Genomic DNA, 17,494 nt, shown 5'->3' with positions numbered 1-17,494 from the left:
AGCCAAATTTTTACAAAAATAGCATTTAAAGCATTGCACACAAAGTTAATTCATATCGTTTTATCAGTAATTTTACTAACAATTGTAAATTCGATTGCATTTGCTCAAGAATTCAAGGTTAACGATACGTTAAAACTTAATTCAACGATGTTAGAAAAACCCATAAATGGCAAGATGAACGACTCCACTAAAAAGAAAAAAAACGCTTTAGAGGGTATTGTTAAAATGAATGCCAAAGATTATGAAAAAATTGACCAAAAAAAGAAACAGCTTACCCTTTACAATGAAGCTTCCATAAAATATACTGATTTTGATATTAAAGCCGGAATCATTGTTTATGATTTTGAAAAAAAACAAGTTTATGCAGGTCGAATAAAAGATACCGCTGGAAATTACACACAAAGACCTGTTTTTACTCAAGGAACAAATGTGGTTGAGCCCGACTCACTAGTCTATAACAATTCAACTGGTAAAGCCTTGATTTGGAATTCTAGAACCAAACAAGGAGAAATGAATATTAAGGCCGAAATAGCCAAGCGCGAAAATGATTCGGTGGTTTTTATGAAATCGGCGCGAATTACAACTGCTAAAGATATTGACGATCCTGAGTATTATTTTTATGTTACCAAAGTGAAATTTGTTCCCAAGAAAAAAGTAGTGGTGGGTCCTACTAACCTGGTTATTGCAGATGTACCTACTCCACTTTTCTTACCTTTTGCTTATTTTCCAATGAGTGAAAATAGTACATCAGGTTTTATTGTGCCTACACCTGGACAAAATAACCGGCAAGGGTATTTTCTTCAAAATGGTGGGTATTATTTTGCACTAAGTGACTATTATGATTTAGCTGTTTTAGGAGACTATTTTACCAATGGCAGTTACGGATTGCGCGCCGAAAGCAGTTATGCCAAACGCTATAAATTCAACGGGAGATTTAACTTTAGGTTTGAAAACAACATTCAAAGTGAACGTGGATTTCCAGATTATGCACAATCCAAACAATATAACATTCAATGGTCACACAATCAAGATTCAAAAGCAGCGGCTAATTCTAGATTTTCTGCTTCTGTGAATCTAGGAAGTAGCAAGTATTTTAGACAATCTGTAAACATGAATAATGTTGGTTCATCATTGAATAATAATTTGAGTTCTTCCGTATCGTATTCCAAAACTTTTCCAACGATTCCTCAAGTAAATCTTTCGCTATCTGCTACCCATTCACAGAATACAAATACAGAGCAAATTGATATGACATTGCCTACATTTCAAGCCAGTGTTGATCGAATTTTTCCATTTGCACCGAAGGATGGAATTAAAAGAGGAATCATTAAAAATATTAATTTTCAATACAACATTAGAGGTGAAAACCGAATAAGAACTGCCGATTCTTTGTTTTTTAGTCCGCAAATGTTTAGAGATGCAAAAACAGGATTTCAACACAGTATTCCAATCAGTACCAATTTCAAAATTTTAAAATATTTTAGTGTTTCAATGGGTGCTGCTTATAACGAAGTTTGGGCATTTAACACCATTAAAAAAAGATTTAATTTGATTGAAAATGCGGTTAGTATAACCGACCAAAAGGGGTTTGAAGCATTTAGAACCTATAATTTTTCTGCGGGTATAGGAACCACAATTTATGGAACTTTTAATTTTGGTGAAGATAAAAAAATTCAAGCTATTCGACATGTAATTCGACCCAATATTTCCTATGGTTACACTCCTAGTTTTGAACAGTATTACGATACCTATGCAATTGATGCAACAGGATTAACTACTGCAGAATATTCCAAATTTGAAGGCGGATTATTTGGCGCACCTGGAAAAAGTTATTCAAATAATGTTGGTCTCTCATTCAGTAATACGTTTGAAGCAAAAATGCTAGATAAAGAAAGTAAAAAAGGGGAATCAAAAAAAGTAATGTTACTGAACAATTTAAACTTTGCAACCAATTATGATATTGCAGCCGATTCATTGGCTTGGTCACCTGTACGGATGACGGGAGGAACACAATTGTTCAAACAAAAAATGAACATCAATTTTGGCGCAACTTTAGATCCCTATGCTATTGATAATGTGGGTAACAGGATCAATAAATTTAATATTGATAATGGCGGTAGTTTGTTTAGAATGACTAGTGCCAATTTAACTTTAAATTATTCCTTTTCAAGTACTGACGGAGAAAAAAAATCAAATGAACAAAACCAACAAAATGGTGGTACAGGAGATGATTTATTTGGAAGAAATACAGATTTAAGTGATACGCGTCAAAGTTTATTTGACAAAAAAGAAGACAAAAAAGAAAATAAAAAAACAGAATGGTACAGCACCAAACTTCCTTGGGATCTTCGATTTGCTTATTCAGTTACGTATAATAATTCGAGACGTCAAGACGAGATTGCATCACAATCTGTAATGGCATCCGGAAATATAGAACTAGCACCTAGATGGAAAGTTGGATTCTCTTCTGGTTATGATTTTAAACAGCAGGGTGTAACTTTTACCCAATTGCGTTTTGAAAGAGATTTGGAAAGTTGGCGTATGAGTTTCAATTGGGTTCCTTTTGGAACCAATACCCATTGGGGCTTTTTTATTGGCATATCATCAGGAATGCTTAGTGATATTAAATACGATAAGAGACAGTTACCCGATAGAGTATTCCAATAAATAAATCATACTATTTTTAAAGCATGAAAAAAATAATTTTTACAGATAACGCACCTGCCCCAATTGGCCCTTATAATCAAGCTGTATTAGTTGGAAACACCTTATATACATCGGGACAAATTGCACTGAATCCTGTCACAATGGAATTGATTTTGGACGATATCGAAACCGAAACCAAACAAGTTATGGAAAATATGAATGCAGTTTTAGCAGCTGCAGATATGACTTTTGAAAATGTAATTAAAACTACGATTTTTATTATGGATATGGCCGATTTCAATCGCATAAATGCTGTATATGCTACCTACTTTAATGAAGCTACAGCACCTGCTAGGGAGACCGTTCAAGTAGCATGTTTACCTAAAAACGTAAACATTGAGATTTCAATGATTGCTGTGAAATAATTGTATTTTTACAACATAAAAAAATCCGTTACAAATTCATGTAACGGATTTTTTGTTTGACTAAGGCTGGTCTTACTTTTTTAAATCAAAACGATCTAAATTCATCACTTTTGTCCAAGCTGCCACAAAATCTTTCACAAATCTATCTTTATTATCATTTTGCGCATATACTTCTGCCAATGCTCTTAATTCTGAGTTAGACCCGAAAATTAAATCCGCACGAGTTGCAGTATATTTTGCAGCGCCTGATGTTCTATCTTTTCCTTCAAAAACTTCTTGCTTCTCATCAATTGCACTCCAAGCCGTACTCATATCTAATAAATTAACGAAGAAATCATTTGTCAATTTGTCTTTTTGAGTAGTAAAAATACCATGCTTAGAACCATTATAATTCGCCCCTAATGCACGCATACCTCCTACTAAAACGGTCATTTCTGGAGCCGTTAATGTTAACAATTGTGCTTTATCAATTAATAACGCTTCCGTAGGGACGGTATATTGAGTTTTGATGTAATTACGGAATCCATCAGCCATTGGTTCTAAAACTGCCATTCCATTAACATCCGTTTGCGCTTGAGACGCATCCATTCTACCTGGTGAAAAAGGAACTTCAACCATAATACCTGCATTTTTAGCTGCTGTTTCAATACCTACATTTCCAGCCAACACAATTAAATCCGCTAAAGAAACTTTTTTATCTTTAGATTTCGCATTGAAATTAGCTTGAATTTTTTCTAAAATGGGCAACACTTTATTCAATTGAGCAGGATTATTTACTTCCCAATTGCGTTGTGGTTCTAATCTAATTCGTGCCCCATTTGCACCACCTCTTCTATCTGAACCTCTGTAAGTTGAAGCAGAAGCCCAAGCAGTTGTAACCATTTCTTGAACGGTTAAACCTGAGGCAACAATTTCAGCTTTTAAAGCCGTAATTTCTTTTGCAGAAACTACTTTATGATTTAAAACAGGAATTGGGTCTTGCCAAATTAAATCTTCTTTTGGCACTTCTGGTCCTAAATAAGACGATCTCGGACCCATATCTCTATGTGTTAATTTAAACCATGCTTTAGCAAATGCTTCTTCAAATTCTTTTGGATTATCATAAAAACGTTTTGAAACTTTTGCATATTCAGGATCAAATCTAAATGATAAATCGGTAGTTAACATTGTTGGAATATGTCTAATAGATTTATCAAACGCATCAGGTATAATTGCTTGTCCGTTTTTTGCAATCCACTGATGAGCTCCAGCCGGACTTTTAGTCAATTCCCATTCGTTATCGTATAAAATTTTGAAGAAACCATAATTCCATTCTGTTGGTTTCGCTGTCCAAGTTACTTCTAAACCAGAGGAAATTGCATCAATTCCTTTACCCGATTTATAAGTACTTTTCCATCCAAATCCTTGTTGCTCTATTCCTGCAGCTTCAGGATCTGCTCCTACATTTGTAGCTGGACCTTTACCGTGTGTTTTTCCAAAAGTATGACCACCTGCATTTAAAGCTGTAGTTTCTTCATCATTCATTCCCATTCTCCCGAATGTTTCTCTAATATCTTTTGCAGCTAATAGCGGATCTGGATTTCCAGCAGGTCCTTCTGGATTCACATAAATTAATCCCATTTGAGTAGCGGCTAAAGGATTTTCTAATTTTCCTTCAACACTTCTTGCACTTTCTAAAAATTTACTCTCAGAACCCCAATATACATTGCTTTCTGGTTCCCAAACATCTTCACGACCACCGGCAAATCCGTACGTTTTGAATCCCATAGATTCTAATGCTACGTTACCAGTCAAAATCATTAAATCGGCCCAAGAAATTTTGTTGCCATATTTTTGTTTGATTGGCCATAATAAACGACGTGCCTTATCTAAATTAACGTTATCTGGCCAACTATTTAAAGGTGCAAAACGTTGTTGACCTGCTCTTGAACCACCACGTCCATCTCCTGAACGATACGTTCCTGCGCTATGCCAAGCCATGCGTATGAATAACGGACCATAATTACCAAAGTCAGCTGGCCACCAATCTTCAGATTTAGTCATTAAAGCACTTAAATCAGCTTTCAAAGCTTGATAGTCTAACTTTTGAAATTCAGAAGCATAATTAAATGAACTTCCTAAAGGATTAGATTTTTCTGAATTTTGACGTAAAACTTCTAAATTCAATTGATTTGGCCACCATTCTTTGTTTTTATTGACTTGACTGCTTCCTTTTTGTGAAGGTGCTGCGGTCATAGACTGATATTCTGCACTGGCATGTGCAACATCTTTTGAAGCAGCCGTCTTTCCAGTTACAGGACATGTAGCTGTTTGCTGAGCAAAAGAAAAACTAGCCAGCAAAAACGATGAGGTTAATAATACTTTTTTCATAAGAATATAATTAATAGATTTTCACAAATTTGATATAAATAAACGGTATATGTGTTGTAGATTAAATGTTATTTCTTATACAATCATAAGATAAATTTATTATTTGTAAAATATATCATAGTAATTACTTATAAATGTAATGCAATTAATTAGAATACTAGTCATAATGTAACAAAATCATATCTTGCACCTCTAATTGTTTTATTTCAAATATTTATGAGAAAAATATATTTATTAGCGTTTTTATGTTCAGGTTTTCTTTTTGCTTCTGCTCAAGAACCAACACGCAGGGATTCACTTCAAGGTGGATTGCCTTTTGAACGAACTTGCTTTAATGTCCTACGATATGATCTAAATATTAAAGTCGATCCAACAAAAAAATGGATATTTGGAGCAAATGAAATCACATTCAAAGTAATTGAGCCAACTAAAAAAATTCAATTGGATTTGTTTGACAATATGATTATTGATGGTATTACCTCTAAAGAATTTGGTAGGTTAGAAAGTACTCGAGATGAAAACGCCGTTTTCGTTCATTTCAATAAAGCACTAGAAAAGAATAAAACCTACACCATCCATTTTTCATACCATGGAAATCCTATTGTGGCAAGAAATGCACCATGGGATGGTGGTTTTGTTTTCAAGAAAGACCAAAAAGGATTAGATTTTATAGGGGTAGCTGTACAAGGAACTGGAGCAAGTTTATGGTATCCTTGCAAAGATTCTCAAAGTGATGAACCCGACTTAGGTGCGTCTATAAAAGTAGCAGTACCAAACGGATTAATGAATGTTTCGAATGGTCGTTTTTTAGGGTCAAAAGATTTGGGTGATGGGTATACGAGATGGGATTGGGAAGTAATAAACCCAATAAATAATTATGATATTACAGTAAATATTGCAGATTATGTTCATATTCATGACGAACATAATGGATTGGATCTGGATTATTATGTGTTGCGAGACAACGAAGAAAAAGCACGAAAACATTTTGAAGCCGATGTAAAACCAATGCTAGACTGTTTTCAATTAAAATTTGGAAAATATCCTTTTTGGGAAGATGGCTACAAACTAGTTGAAACTCCTTACTTAGGTATGGAACATCAAAGTGCAGTAGCCTATGGAAATCAGTATAAAAAAGGATACAGAGGGATGGATTTATCGGGAACCGGTGTGGGCATGCAATTTGATTATATCACCATTCATGAGACAGGACACGAATGGTTTGGTAATAGCATTACTAGTAAAGACATAGCAGATATGTGGATACACGAAGGATTTACCACCTATACAGAAACCGTTTTTATCGAATGTACGCAAGGATATGAAGCGGCAATGAAATATGTAAACGGACAATCAAGAAATGTGCGTAATGACAAACCAATTATTGGCAAATTTGGAGTCAATAGAGAAGGTTCTGGTGATATGTATTACAAAGGTTCGCTTTTATTGAATACACTAAGACATGTGGTGGCTGATGATGAGCGCTGGTGGGCCATCTTATTAAAATATGCAGAAACCTATAAAAAACAAATAATCGATACTCCTACAGTTATTGATTATTTTAACAAAGAAACGGGTTACAATTTAACAACCATTTTCAATCAATACTTAAAATATACTGCTATACCTCACCTTGAAATTCAGGCAGATAATAACAAATTTAAATACCGATGGAAAACAGACGAACCTCAATTTAACATGCCTATTGACATACAAATAGGAACTAAAAAAATACGTCTTCAACCGACTAATGAATGGCAAAAATTTTCTGAAAGCATAACATCAATCAAAGAAATTACAGTTTTTACCGATAAATTTTATATAAAATACAATTAAGAATAATTAAAACCCTATTGAATTTAGGGTTTTTTTTATGTCTATTTTGGACGTTACGGTACGAACAAATTCAGAAGCAAATAGAACTACTTTTGGTTGCTCGTATTTTTCTAAATGTTTAAAGTAATTTTTAGAAACTTCAAAGGGCGGGCCTTCAATAATTAATGCAATTTTATGGCCTAATTTTTCATCAGGGAGTCCTGTTATAAAAAAAGGTTGTGTAAGTTGATTGGATAGTTTCATTTCCAATTGTTCTGGAAAAATTTTAATTCCCCCACTATTGATTACATGATCAAAACGTCCTATCCATTTGAACGAATGAGACGAAACCAATTCAACAATGTCATTCGTTTTAATTTCAACCTCAGAAATCGCAGGTGCGTTTAAAATCAAACAACTGCGTTCATCAGTAGCAATGGCAACATTAGGTAATACCTTAAAATGATCGTCCCCTACTCTTTTAGCAGCTATATGTGTAATCGTTTCGGTCATTCCATAGGTTTCAAAAATTTCTGTGTCTATACCCTGCAATTGATCAGAAAGTAGTTTTGAAACGGGCGCACCCCCAATAATAATTTTTTTAAACTGCTGTAATCGATTTAAATTTTGTTGGACTTGTAGCGGAACTAATGCCACAAAATCGTATTTTTTTTCGGGCAATAATCCATCTAAATTAGATGCCGAGGTCATAACATCCAATTCCAATCCAATGATTAATGCTCGAACCAACATCATCTTTCCTGCCACATAACGAGCAGGTAAACAAAGTAAGGCTTTATCTCCTGGCTGTAAATTAAAGTAATCCGCAGTTGCTAATGCGGAGTGCACCATGGCTTGCTTAGAAACGGTAATATTTTTTGGAATTCCAGTGGTTCCCGATGTTTTCAATTGGATTGTAGCGCAACTGTCCAACCAATCCAACAAAAACATACCTACCTCTTTTTGATAGAAAAAACCTTCTTTGATATAACAATAAGCTAAATCAAATAGACCCTCTCTATCTAAAGCAATTCCATTTATTCGAAAAAAAGGATGTATATTCTGGTATGTTGGGATCATATCAATACTAAATTATAATATTGTTTTCTCAGTTTGCGCTTTTAAACCCAATAACTTATCCCTCCAATTGTTCCATTTGTATATTTTAGAGAACAAATACACTAATGTTGGAAATAAAACCAAAACAGGAATAAAAATTTCAAAACTTATCGATGGTTCTGAAATGTCTTTAAAAATTGAAGGTGTTTGAAAAACAGTGAAATCTGTCGTTACCAATAATGAAGCTACAATATTATTGGCAGCATGAAAACCTAATGCCAATTCGGTCCCTTCGTCCATTAAGGTAATAACTCCTAAAAACAATCCCGTGCCGATATAATATACTAATATTAGATAACCCATTTTTTCTACCTCAGGATTAAAAATGTGCATGGTACCAAAGATAATTGATGTTATGAGTAGCGGAAACCATTTATTTTGAGCTAAATTATAAAATCCTTGCATCAAATATCCTCTAAAAACCAATTCTTCTGTTGTGGTTTGTACGGGCATTAATACGATGGTGATACAGCATAAAAACAAAAATGGTAACGGTTTAAACTGCCACATAATGGCACCAGGATCTAAAAGATATGAACTAAAAAAAGCAACTATTGATACCAATGACCAAACACTAAACGAAAGAAAAACACGCTTCCAATCAACTTTAGCTCTCGATGTAATAATTGTAACGAATTTTTGATGGTGCAATTTTACAACTACTAGATACAATCCTACAAAAGCACATAAAAAACTAAAGAGTGACAATGCCAAAAAAACATTTGCATCTAATGCTTGATACATCTCTTCAGTCGATTGGGGCATTTTGCCAGAAAAAAACATAGCCACAGACAATGGAATTTGTCCCAGCAATGCCGCTAAAAACACCATAAAAGATCCACCTAAATATTTAAAGAAATTCAAAACTATTACTAATGAATCGGTTTCTTTTTGAAAAGCTTGCTTAATAAACATATTGAATAGATTACATTTGTATGATAATTGAACAAAAATACGAAATGATTACCATTTACCATAATCCTAGATGTGCCAAATCTCGAGAGGTACTTAACACCTTAGAAAAGATGAATAAACACTATCAAATTCGGCTTTATTTTACAGAGCCCTTTACGAAAAATGAACTGACTGAAGTGATCCATAAATTAGGTATCCCACCAATTGAACTTATTCGAACCAAAGAATCCATTTGGATTGAAAACTTCAAAAATAAACAATTATCTGATTTAGAACTTATGGATATTCTTTTGAACTATCCAAAACTAATTGAAAGACCTATAGTAGTATATGGAGAAAAAGCTGTCATTGCAAGACCAGTAGCCAAATTAAACCATTTAAATTTATAGTTTTAACAATTATTTAGGAATTTTAGGATAGACATAAACCTACATTTGCACACTTATTATGTAAACATTTATGAAAAATTATTTTCAGCTTTTGGTATTGTTATTGGTAGTACCCATAACAGTATTTGCCCAAAAACCAGTAGAAAAAAAAATATCCATTAGTGGAAAAGTATTTGAAAAAGGAAACAAAATTGCTATAGAGTATGCTACGGTTTCGTTTAAAAACACCACCACCAAGCAACTTTTTGGTGCCATGACGGATGCATCTGGAACATTTACTTTTGAAATTACACCTGGAGAATATTCTGGAGAAATCGAATTAATGTCCTATAAAAAGGTGGTTATTGCCCCAAAAAAATATACAGAAAATTCTACACTAGGTACTTTTATTTTGGAAGGCGATATCTCCCAATTACAAGACGTAGTAGTAATTGCAGAAAAATCAACTGTTGATATCAAATTAGACAAAAGAGTTTATAACGTTGGTAAAGACATGATGGTAAAAGGTGGTACAGTTAGCGATGTACTAGACAATGTACCCTCTGTAACTGTTGATACTGAAGGTAATGTAGCGCTTAGAGGTAATGAAAATGTAAGAATACTAATTGATGGAAAACCATCTGGTTTAGCTGGAATAAATGTAGCCGATGCATTAAAATTATTACCTGCCGATGCTGTTGAAAAAGTTGAAGTAATTACAAATCCATCGGCTCGATATGATGCTGAAGGAGGTGGAGGAATTATTAATATAGTATTGCGAAAAGGAAAATCAAATGGTGTAAATGGCTCTATCATTGTATCTACTGGTGATCCAGAAAATTATGGTGTAAGCACGAGTTTAAATAAAAAGGGAACCAACTTTAATTTATTTTCCAACTTTGGTTACAATTACAGAAATAATCCAGGAAACTCATTAACCAATGCTGAATATTTCAATTCGAATGGAACAACGAATCGATTCATTAATGAAAGACGAACTAATGAACGATTGAGTGAAGGATACAATGCAAATTTTGGAATCGATTTATTTTTAAATAAAACACTTACTTGGACTAATGCATTAACCTTTAGAGAGAGTAACGGAAAAAATCCAGACAATGTATTCTTTTATAATTTTGATGCCTTTCAAAATCCTACGTTTGTTAGAAATCGTTTAAATGATGCAAAAAGTGACGAATTTAGTATTGAGTATACCTCAAACTTTACCAAAAAATTTGAAAAAGACGGTCATCAATTAACAGTAGATATTGCAATCTCTGAGAATAAAGAAAATGAGAGTGCAACCATTTATGATCAAATAATTGGAACACCCAGCTCATTATTCACAGAAACTACAAATAATAATCAATCACAACAACGCAATCTTTTCCAAACAGACTATGTATTGCCTATCGGAAAAGATGGACGATTTGAAGCGGGTTACCGTGGTAGTTTTCAAGAAGGAATAACCGAATTTGAAATTGTACCAACATCATCATATTCAAATACATTAGAATACAATGAATACGTTAATTCATTATATACTCAATACGGTTCAAAAATAAATAAATTTTCATATTTTCTTGGTTTACGATTTGAAGACAGTAATATTGATGTTAATTCATTAACAACTCGGGATTTTAACAACAAAAAATATAATAATTTATTCCCTTCTGCAACATTAAATTATGAAATTTCAGATAAAAGTTCATTAAGTATTAGCTATAGCAAACGAATCAACAGACCACGTGGGCGCTTTCTAAATCCATTTTCAACCTATTCTAGTAACATCAATATTTTTCAAGGAAATCCTGATTTGGATCCTTCACTTACCGACGCAATAGATTTAGGCTATTTAACAAAATGGAATAAAATAACATTTAGCACATCAGCTTATGTAAATATTACAAACGACTCTTTTCAGTTCATTCGAAAAGAATCTGGACTATTTGTAGAAGGCGTTCCTGTTATTATAAGTACGCCTATAAACTTGGCCAAAGAATATCGTGCTGGTTTTGAGTTCAATTTAAATTACACCCCATACAAATGGTGGCGTCTTAACGGTAACTTTAATTTGTTCCGAAATGAAACACAAGGAGATTATAAATATGTTAATTTTCAAAATGTAAACGTTGTTCAAAATTTTGACAATATTGCCTTAACATGGACGTCTCGCTTGAGTTCGAAAATAAATTTACCCTATAAAATAGATTGGCAAACCAATGCATCATATGAAGCACCTCAAACTACAGCCCAAGGAAAACGATTGGGAAATTATGGAATAAATCTTGCTTTTAGTAGAGATGTATTAAAAGACAAAGGAACCATAGCATTAAATGTAAGTGATGTATTCAACTCAAGAAAGAGACTAATTGAAACAAATATTGAAAATGTTGTGAATTCCTACAGTGAAATGCAAATGCGAGTAAGACAAATTAATTTATCATTTACATATCGTTTTAATAAACAAAAGAACGAAAGAGAAAGACCAAGACGCGAAGAAGGTGGTGAAGGCGAATTTATGGGTCAACCCTAAATTAAGTAAAATAAAAAAGTCCCGATATAATCGGGACTTTTTATTGTAAGGTAAATAAATTTACGCTTCTTTGTTTTTGTTTCTTCTCTCTTTAATCAATTCTATGATAGCACCGCCCAACCAATATTGAACAAATCCTACTAAGAAAATCATCAACCAAAAACCAATAGTTAAAATGGTTAAGAAAAGTAAAAAACCTAGGTACTGTTGAAATTCAAACATGATTTTTCCGGAATTTATGAATTCTTGTCAAAGATAATAGGAATATTTATTTTGAACAATAGAATGTCAAATTATTTTAAGCAAATACGGATTATTAAAACCATTTTTTTACCTTAAAGTAGGTAAACATAAAAATGACTATCAAAATCATTATTCCCCAAATAATAAAATAACCGTTCTCCCACTCCAACTCTGGAAAATTTTCAAAGTTCATACCATATACTCCAACAATAAATGTAAGCGGCAGAAAAAACATAGATACTACGGTTAAGGTTTTCATCACTTCATTCATCTTGTGATTCTGTGCCGAAAAGAAATAATTAGACGCACTATCAAGCGTACTTAAATCGGATTCAATTTGTTCCAATAATTCCAAACACTTTTGATGCAATCTCGAGAAGAACGAATAGTTTTCTTGTTCAATCGAATTAAAAACATCATCATCCTTAATGGTCTTAATTGAATATAACGAATCGCGAAGGGGAATAATTGATCGTTTCAAATAATTTAAATTATCACGATGTTTCTCTAAATGTTCTAAGGTCTCAGGCTTAGTATTGATTTTAATCAAGTTAATCAAATTATCTACTTTATCCTCTTCGCTTTCAAGCGTGATATAGAAATTTTCAATAATCGCATCCAACAATAAATACAATAAGAAATCAGCTTTTTTACTTCTAACAATTCCAGAATTGGTTCGAATACGCTCACGAATATGTATGAAAAAATCGCTGCGTTTTTCTTGAAATGAAAGGAGTACATGATCTTTGAGTAAAAAACTAATTTGTTCAACACTAATATTGTCGGAGCCTTCCATGGGCAACAACGATTTTACATTGAAAAATAAAATATCACTATATTCTTCTAATTTTGTGCGCTTAGTGGTATTCAAAATGTCACCAATGATAAAATTATCCGCTCCAAAAGAGGTACCAATATATTGAATAATATTTGCGTCATTAAGACCGTGGATATTGACCCAATTGACTTTATTTAAATCAATTTGCATCTCAATTGCTCCTACATCTATTTGATGATACTCGGTAATATCATCTTGATTGTAAACAAATAATTGCAATTCAGTAACAGTATCTCTATGTATACCGGTATATTCTAAAATAGAGGGCTGAATTTTTCGGCCTTTTTTGTATTTAATTTTTCTCAAAATAAATAAATTTTGACATAAAGATAGGAGTTTTTAAAAATGAGAAGTATTTTTACTCAAATTTATTATCCATGCAAACATTATTCATCAATATAAAAGAACTGCTTCAAGTTCGGGAACACTCCATAGAAAAGGTTTCGGGTGAAGCAATGAAACTATTGCCTAAAATAGATAATGCTTACCTCTTAATTGAAAATGATAGGATTGCCGATTTTGGACCTATGGAAAATTGTCCGTCGCTTCCAAATGCAAAAATAATGGATGCAAGAGATCGTGTAATTCTTCCAACTTGGGCGGATAGTCATACCCATATTGTTTTTGCTGGAAATAGAATTCAAGAATTTGTGGATCGAATCAACGGATTGTCATATGAGGAAATTGCCAGTCGTGGTGGTGGTATTTTAAATTCGGCAAAAAGATTAAATGAAACTTCTGAAGATGAATTATACGCACAGTCTGAAGTACGATTGCAAGAAATCATGCAACAAGGTACAGGGGCGGTCGAAATTAAATCTGGCTATGGGCTAACCGTTGAAGGTGAATTAAAGATGTTACGGGTCATTAAACGATTAAAATCAAACTATCCCATTGCAATTAAAGCCACTTTTTTAGGAGCACATGCCTTTCCAATCGAATTTAAAGAAAACCACTCAGGCTACTTACAATTACTTATCGATGAAATGTTGCCTAAAATTGCAACAGAAAACTTAGCCGATTTCATTGATGCTTTTCTGGAAACTGGCTATTTTTCTATTGAAGAATCCGAATTGATAATGGAAGCTGGAAAAAAATATGGCTTAATACCAAAAATTCATGTCAATCAATTCACTGCCATTGGAGGCATAAAAGCTTGTGTTGCCAAAGGTGCACTAACGGTAGATCATTTAGAGATTATAACCGATGAAGATATCATGGCCTTACAAAACAGCCAAACCATGCCCGTTGCCTTACCCAGTTGCTCATATTTCATTAGTATTCCCTATACTCCTGCTCGAAAATTGATCGATTCAGGATTACCTCTTGCATTGGCTACCGATTACAATCCGGGTACCTCTCCTTCTGGAAATATGAACTTTGTGGTGGCCACCGCCTGTATTAAAATGAAAATGACGCCGGAAGAAGCCATCAATGCAGCCACGATAAATGGCGCTTATGCTATGGGAATTTCAGCTACGCACGGAACTATAACGAAGGGTAAAAGAGCCAACCTGATTGTAACAAAACCGATCAATAGTTATTACCAATTGCCGTACTCTTTTGGAACAAATTTAATTGAAAAAGTAATGATTGAAGGCCAATTTATATAATTTAAAGATGATAAAAACTATTTTGCTTGTAGGTCTTGGAGGTGCCATCGGTAGCATCTTACGTTATGTTTCCGTTTGGATAACAGCAAAGTATTTCCAGGGAACTTTTCCATTGGCTACACTACTAATTAATATTCTTGGGAGTTTGTTAATCGGACTTTTTATTGGGTTATTTGCCAAATACTATCCCGAAAACCAACCCTTGAAATTTTTATTAATTGTAGGTTTTTGTGGAGGGTTTACTACCTTTTCTAGTTTTGCATCAGAAAACTATAGTTTATTTCAAAATGACCAACAACTTTTGGCATATGCCTACATTGTGGCATCCGTACTATTAACAATTACAGCTGTGGGCATCGGCAATTATTTGACCAAATTTATATAAAAAAAATCCTGATGGTGTCATCAGGATTTTTTTATGATAGATTGAATTTGATTATCGTAATGAAAAACTTGTTTTAGAAACCAATTCCGAGTTTTTATCGAATACGTTTACAAAATAAGTTCCGGCTGCAAAATCTTTACCTGTTACTTCTTCATCAACTTGTACCGTTTTATTTTCATATTTTACAATTGAAATAAAGCTATACGTTAATGTTTTATCACCCACTGGTATGGTTTTCTTCTCTCCTAAAATATTGCTTTTACTATCAATTATTTGTACATAATATTCTCTGTTGCCTTTCTTAGCAATTTGATTTTCCGCAATTAAAAAACTAACTTTTAATTTATTGGTACGACCTGCCTTATCCGTTTCAATTTGTTTACCCGAACTTTTTTGTTTTACAGCCAGCACTTTCAAATTCAAAAGAGCTAATTTCGAACCCTTCTCTACAGTTTTTGTCAATCCTTCATTTTGAACCAATAATGTGTCGTTGAACTTTTTGGCATCATTCAAAACCACTTTGGTACTATCTAAACTAGAAGTTAAAGTTACATTTTGTTCTTTTAACAATTTATTTTCAGCTACTAAATTTTCCATTTCTCCTTTTAATTTCAAATAGGATCTTTTGTATTTAGCCATGGCCGCTGCATCACCTTTGGATTTTTCGACTTGTTCTAGCAAAGCCACCATTTTAGCTTGCTCCGCTTGAATTTCATCTTTTAACGCTGTATTATCCGCAATCATGAGATCATATTCAGCAATTTTAGCTTTCAACTCTTCTGCTAACGAATCTTTCTCTGTGGTAAGTTGTGTAACTTCTTTTTTAGTGTCGGCCGTAATTTTATAAATATAGGCTACACTCCCTATTAATAGTAATACCAAAACAACAACAGCTGCTTTTAAACCTGAATTATTTGAATTGTTTTCCATAATTGTTAAAGGTTAAATTAATTCGATTTTCAAATTTACAATTAAAAAAAGAAAATTGTAAAATTATAACGATTTTTATTTTAAAATAGTACATTTGAAGGGCCTATTTTTAACCTTTTTTATGGAAAACATTACAATTCTAACTCCCATTGAGTTAGCTAAAATTACAAGTCACCGAAGTGGTGAAATTAAATTTGGCGAAAAGATTAATACCGTTCCAAAAGAAACAGCTGTCTTTGAATACATTGCTTCGTGTGAAGCAAAATTTGTACTCATTGGTCTTTCTGAAGATATTGGAGTAAAAGCAAATTTAGGCCGAACCGGAACCGCTTCTGCCTATGAAAGCGCCTTACAGAACTTAGTTAATATTCAACACAATAAATATTGTAAAGGAAGTGACCTATTGGTTCTTGGGCATTTAAATTTTGAAGAGGAACGCAAACAAGCAGCAGTTCTAGACCCAAAAAACAAAGAAGATCGAAAACTTCTTTTTGCCTTGGTTGAAAAAATTGACAAAGAAGTCTCACATATTGTTCATCAAATTTGCAAAGCAGGTAAAACGCCAATAATTATTGGTGGTGGACATAACAATGCATATGGAAACATCAAAGGGCTCGCCTTGGCCAAAGGAAAGCCTGTCAATGCGATCAATTTTGATGCTCATACCGATTTTAGAATTTTAGAAGGAAGACATTCGGGTAACGGTTTTAGTTATGCTTATGAAGATGGTTTTTTGAAAAAATATTTTGTTTTTGGATTGCACGAAAATTTTGTGTCCAAAAGTGTTTTCAACACGTTAAAAGAGTTGCCTTCCAGAATAAAATTTGTAACCTACGAAGAGTTAGAAGTCAAGAGAGAGAAACAATTTGAATCTGAACTTAAAATAGCTCTTGAATTTATAAAAAATGAACCTTTCGGCGTTGAACTTGATTTGGATGCCATTCCAGGAATACCCAGTAGCGCAATGACTTTGAGCGGTTTAAGTGTTGATAAGGCACGTCATTTTATTTACTATATGGGAAAGCATGCTAATGCATCCTATTTGCATATTTGTGAGGGAGCTCCCGAACTTGACAATCCAAGTAACAATCATTTAACCGGTAAACTAATAGCGGCAATGATCACCGATTTTATGAAAGCAAAAACAGCATAAAGACAAAAATCACGTTAATTAAAATAACACTACCTTTGCAGTCAAATTGCTATACTGCAATAGACTAATTATTTTATATGACATTTAACGATTTAAAACTTTACAACAATATTCAGCAAGCTTTGGAAGAAGAAGGTT

14 protein-coding genes are annotated in these 17,494 nt (G+C 33.3%); 8 read left to right on the top strand and 6 right to left on the bottom strand.

The window, feature by feature from the left end:
- Positions 1-33 precede the first annotated feature (33 nt).
- Complete coding sequence (locus tag ACIQ6Z_RS03760) at positions 34-2,667, top strand: putative LPS assembly protein LptD (RefSeq protein ID WP_396209598.1); 2,634 nt, start codon at positions 34-36, stop codon at positions 2,665-2,667.
- A gap of 23 nt (positions 2,668-2,690) precedes the next feature.
- Positions 2,691-3,071 carry a RidA family protein gene (locus ACIQ6Z_RS03755; protein ID WP_396209597.1) on the top strand — a complete coding sequence of 127 codons (381 nt, stop codon included), beginning with the start codon at positions 2,691-2,693 and terminating at the stop codon, positions 3,069-3,071.
- A 72-nt stretch (positions 3,072-3,143) separates the two neighbouring features.
- On the opposite strand, the gene katG is transcribed toward ACIQ6Z_RS03755, so the two are convergent.
- On the bottom strand, positions 3,144-5,441 hold the full coding sequence (gene katG, locus ACIQ6Z_RS03750) for a catalase/peroxidase HPI (protein WP_396209596.1): 2,298 nt from the start codon (positions 5,439-5,441) through the stop codon (positions 3,144-3,146).
- Positions 5,442-5,657: 216 nt separating this feature from the next.
- Between katG and ACIQ6Z_RS03745 the strand changes: the two genes are divergently transcribed.
- Positions 5,658-7,277 carry a M1 family metallopeptidase gene (locus tag ACIQ6Z_RS03745; protein WP_396209595.1) on the top strand — a complete coding sequence of 540 codons (1,620 nt, stop codon included), beginning with the start codon at positions 5,658-5,660 and terminating at the stop codon, positions 7,275-7,277.
- 6 nt (positions 7,278-7,283) lie between these two features.
- Here the strand turns inward: ACIQ6Z_RS03745 and ACIQ6Z_RS03740 are convergent, their stop codons facing one another.
- Positions 7,284-8,336 (bottom strand): AMP-binding protein, encoded by a 1,053-nt coding sequence (locus ACIQ6Z_RS03740; protein WP_396209594.1) that lies wholly within the window; start codon positions 8,334-8,336, stop codon positions 7,284-7,286.
- 12 nt (positions 8,337-8,348) lie between these two features.
- Positions 8,349-9,290 (bottom strand): lysostaphin resistance A-like protein, encoded by a 942-nt coding sequence (locus tag ACIQ6Z_RS03735; protein WP_396209593.1) that lies wholly within the window; start codon positions 9,288-9,290, stop codon positions 8,349-8,351.
- Positions 9,291-9,310: 20 nt separating this feature from the next.
- Here ACIQ6Z_RS03735 and ACIQ6Z_RS03730 point away from each other — a divergent pair, with 20 nt between their 5' ends.
- Positions 9,311-9,679, top strand: a complete 369-nt coding sequence (locus tag ACIQ6Z_RS03730) for an ArsC/Spx/MgsR family protein (protein WP_396209592.1) — start codon at positions 9,311-9,313, stop codon at positions 9,677-9,679.
- 70 nt (positions 9,680-9,749) lie between these two features.
- Positions 9,750-12,194 (top strand): TonB-dependent receptor domain-containing protein, encoded by a 2,445-nt coding sequence (locus ACIQ6Z_RS03725; RefSeq protein WP_396209591.1) that lies wholly within the window; start codon positions 9,750-9,752, stop codon positions 12,192-12,194.
- Between the two features lie 60 nt (positions 12,195-12,254).
- Here the strand turns inward: ACIQ6Z_RS03725 and ACIQ6Z_RS03720 are convergent, their stop codons facing one another.
- Together ACIQ6Z_RS03720 and corA are read right to left on the bottom strand one after the other, a co-directional pair.
- The gene (locus ACIQ6Z_RS03720; RefSeq protein WP_396209590.1) at positions 12,255-12,416 is read right to left on the bottom strand and encodes a hypothetical protein; all 162 of its coding nucleotides are present in this window, start codon (positions 12,414-12,416) and stop codon (positions 12,255-12,257) included.
- Between the two features lie 94 nt (positions 12,417-12,510).
- Positions 12,511-13,581, bottom strand: a complete 1,071-nt coding sequence (gene corA / locus ACIQ6Z_RS03715; protein WP_396209589.1) for a magnesium/cobalt transporter CorA — start codon at positions 13,579-13,581, stop codon at positions 12,511-12,513.
- A 71-nt stretch (positions 13,582-13,652) separates the two neighbouring features.
- On the opposite strand from corA, the gene hutI reads away from it, so the two are divergent.
- Positions 13,653-14,888 (top strand): imidazolonepropionase, encoded by a 1,236-nt coding sequence (gene hutI, locus ACIQ6Z_RS03710; protein ID WP_396209588.1) that lies wholly within the window; start codon positions 13,653-13,655, stop codon positions 14,886-14,888.
- A gap of 7 nt (positions 14,889-14,895) precedes the next feature.
- Positions 14,896-15,273 (top strand): fluoride efflux transporter CrcB, encoded by a 378-nt coding sequence (crcB, locus tag ACIQ6Z_RS03705; RefSeq protein ID WP_396209587.1) that lies wholly within the window; start codon positions 14,896-14,898, stop codon positions 15,271-15,273.
- Positions 15,274-15,324: 51 nt separating this feature from the next.
- Here the strand turns inward: crcB and ACIQ6Z_RS03700 are convergent, their stop codons facing one another.
- The gene (locus tag ACIQ6Z_RS03700; RefSeq protein ID WP_396209586.1) at positions 15,325-16,203 is read right to left on the bottom strand and encodes a hypothetical protein; all 879 of its coding nucleotides are present in this window, start codon (positions 16,201-16,203) and stop codon (positions 15,325-15,327) included.
- Between the two features lie 121 nt (positions 16,204-16,324).
- On the opposite strand from ACIQ6Z_RS03700, the gene ACIQ6Z_RS03695 reads away from it, so the two are divergent.
- On the top strand, positions 16,325-17,356 hold the full coding sequence (locus tag ACIQ6Z_RS03695; RefSeq protein WP_396209585.1) for a formimidoylglutamase: 1,032 nt from the start codon (positions 16,325-16,327) through the stop codon (positions 17,354-17,356).
- Positions 17,357-17,494: the final 138 nt, after the last annotated feature.

Source organism: Flavobacterium sp. (assembly GCF_044376915.1).
Taxonomy (GTDB): domain Bacteria; phylum Bacteroidota; class Bacteroidia; order Flavobacteriales; family Flavobacteriaceae; genus Flavobacterium.
The sequence above is the reverse complement of the archived record's forward strand: the minus strand, read 5'-3'. Positions and strand labels throughout refer to the sequence as shown.

Excerpts from the sequence above, each read along its gene's own strand:
- ACIQ6Z_RS03755 (WP_396209597.1), top strand. The coding sequence starts at position 2,691 with ATGAAAAAAATAATTTTTACAGATAACGCACCTGCCCCAATTGGCCCT.
- katG (WP_396209596.1), bottom strand. The coding sequence starts at position 5,441 with ATGAAAAAAGTATTATTAACCTCATCGTTTTTGCTGGCTAGTTTTTCT.
- ACIQ6Z_RS03745 (WP_396209595.1), top strand. The coding sequence starts at position 5,658 with ATGAGAAAAATATATTTATTAGCGTTTTTATGTTCAGGTTTTCTTTTT.
- ACIQ6Z_RS03740 (WP_396209594.1), bottom strand. The coding sequence starts at position 8,336 with ATGATCCCAACATACCAGAATATACATCCTTTTTTTCGAATAAATGGA.
- ACIQ6Z_RS03735 (WP_396209593.1), bottom strand. The coding sequence starts at position 9,290 with ATGTTTATTAAGCAAGCTTTTCAAAAAGAAACCGATTCATTAGTAATA.
- ACIQ6Z_RS03730 (WP_396209592.1), top strand. The coding sequence starts at position 9,311 with ATGATAATTGAACAAAAATACGAAATGATTACCATTTACCATAATCCT.
- ACIQ6Z_RS03725 (WP_396209591.1), top strand. The coding sequence starts at position 9,750 with ATGAAAAATTATTTTCAGCTTTTGGTATTGTTATTGGTAGTACCCATA.
- ACIQ6Z_RS03720 (WP_396209590.1), bottom strand. The coding sequence starts at position 12,416 with ATGTTTGAATTTCAACAGTACCTAGGTTTTTTACTTTTCTTAACCATT.
- hutI (WP_396209588.1), top strand. The coding sequence starts at position 13,653 with ATGCAAACATTATTCATCAATATAAAAGAACTGCTTCAAGTTCGGGAA.
- crcB (WP_396209587.1), top strand. The coding sequence starts at position 14,896 with ATGATAAAAACTATTTTGCTTGTAGGTCTTGGAGGTGCCATCGGTAGC.
- ACIQ6Z_RS03700 (WP_396209586.1), bottom strand. The coding sequence starts at position 16,203 with ATGGAAAACAATTCAAATAATTCAGGTTTAAAAGCAGCTGTTGTTGTT.
- ACIQ6Z_RS03695 (WP_396209585.1), top strand. The coding sequence starts at position 16,325 with ATGGAAAACATTACAATTCTAACTCCCATTGAGTTAGCTAAAATTACA.